Here is a 1,577-nt window from a genome sequence, read left to right as displayed (position 1 = left end):
AATAGTTTTAATTTATTTAAACTTTGTTTATTCATAATTAAATCACCTTTATACCTTTCAATAATATTTTGTGGAATAACTATAAACTATTATACAATATCATTAAAATTATCTACATAGAATTAGAGTATATATTTTATAACTTTAGGATAGATAAAGCAGCTTTTACTAGCTAATTGAGAATACAATACAAAAAATCTATGATATAATAGACAAATGAGTTAATTACAAGAAATTTCATAAAAATCAGGTGATATAATAATGCTCAAAGATGTTCAAATAAATATGGAATTGGCAAAGGGTTCGAAAAATGAATATATAATAAGAGACAAATTGGGTATAACAATTGGAAGAATAAATATTATTAATATTTCAAAAGAAAATAAATATTGTTATGCTAGAATGAAGTTTTATAGAGATGATTCGGATGGAATAGTATATCTTAAAGCAGCAATTAAACTTTTTATAGAATCTTTATTTAAGGATAAAAAGATATATAAAGTAAATATATCTGTAGATGAGGAAATTTGTAAAAGGCCTTTCATTGATTTGGGATTTATTTTAGAAGGTATAATAACAGATAGTATTTCTTATAATAGTATAAGAAAAAGTGAAATATTATTTGGTATAAATTATAATACATATGGAAACTTGAATACTACAAACATTCTAAGACTTAAATCTAATAATATAAATTTAAAAATAGCAACTCCTGATGACTCAGAACATCTATTACAATATTATATCCGTAATAAAGAACATTTAAAGCCATATGAACCTAAAAGAGAAGAGAGTTTTTATTCAATCGCAGCTCAGCATCAAATATTAATGGAAAATTATAAACAGTTTCTAAATGGAACAGCAGCTTGCTTTGGTATATATAAGGACGGAGAGTTTATAGGTAAAATACAGATTTCTGGAATTATATATGGAGTATTTAAAAGTGGAATAATAGGATATTCCATGGATAGAGAATATGAAGGAAATGGATATATGAAAGAGGCTTTAAATAAGGTTGTGGAGTATGCCTTTAAAGAAATGGATCTTCATAGATTAGAGGCCTCTACTTTGATTGGAAATATAAAATCACAAGCTGTTTTAAAAGGTTGTGGGTTTAAAGAATTAGGAACTAATAAAAAATATCTTTTTATTAATGGTCAGTGGAAAGATCACGTAACATATTATTTAATAAGAGATAATTGATTATAATGAATATATTTATAGTATTATGATTAAATTATTATAACAAAGCATTTAATCATAAAGATGATAATATTAATACAAAATAATTATAAACAGAAATTAGTAGGGTTATTATTAAGATTCCTTACTATTTTTTTATTTAGTATAATTCTACTTATCCTGGTGTATCAATAGAAGAAAAGAGGCGAAATATGATGAAAAATGAAGTATATATAGGATAATACTAATATATAATGTATATATGGTAGAATAATATGGATTATTATGATATTATATTACATGTCGCCAAGAACAAGGCAACAATTTATGAAAAGTTGTTAATAAGGAAATGAAAAAAACTATTGACAATAAGTAATAAATTTGATAAACTATAA

At 23.4% G+C, this 1,577-nt stretch carries 1 protein-coding gene; it reads left to right on the top strand.

From position 1 onward, the window contains the following. Positions 1-261 precede the first annotated feature (261 nt). On the top strand, positions 262-1,203 hold the full coding sequence (locus RH99_RS17965) for a GNAT family N-acetyltransferase (RefSeq protein WP_010241709.1): 942 nt from the start codon (positions 262-264) through the stop codon (positions 1,201-1,203). The last annotated feature ends 374 nt before the right edge of the window (positions 1,204-1,577 follow it).

This window comes from Clostridium arbusti SL206 (assembly GCF_000246895.1).
Classification (GTDB): Bacteria; Bacillota; Clostridia; order Clostridiales; family Clostridiaceae; genus Clostridium_I; species Clostridium_I arbusti.
Note: the sequence above shows the minus strand (reverse complement) of the source record. Positions and strands in the feature narration are given on the sequence as shown.

Bases quoted from the DNA above. Each gene is read 5' to 3' on its own strand.
- RH99_RS17965 (WP_010241709.1), top strand. From the start codon at position 262: ATGCTCAAAGATGTTCAAATAAATATGGAATTGGCAAAGGGTTCGAAA.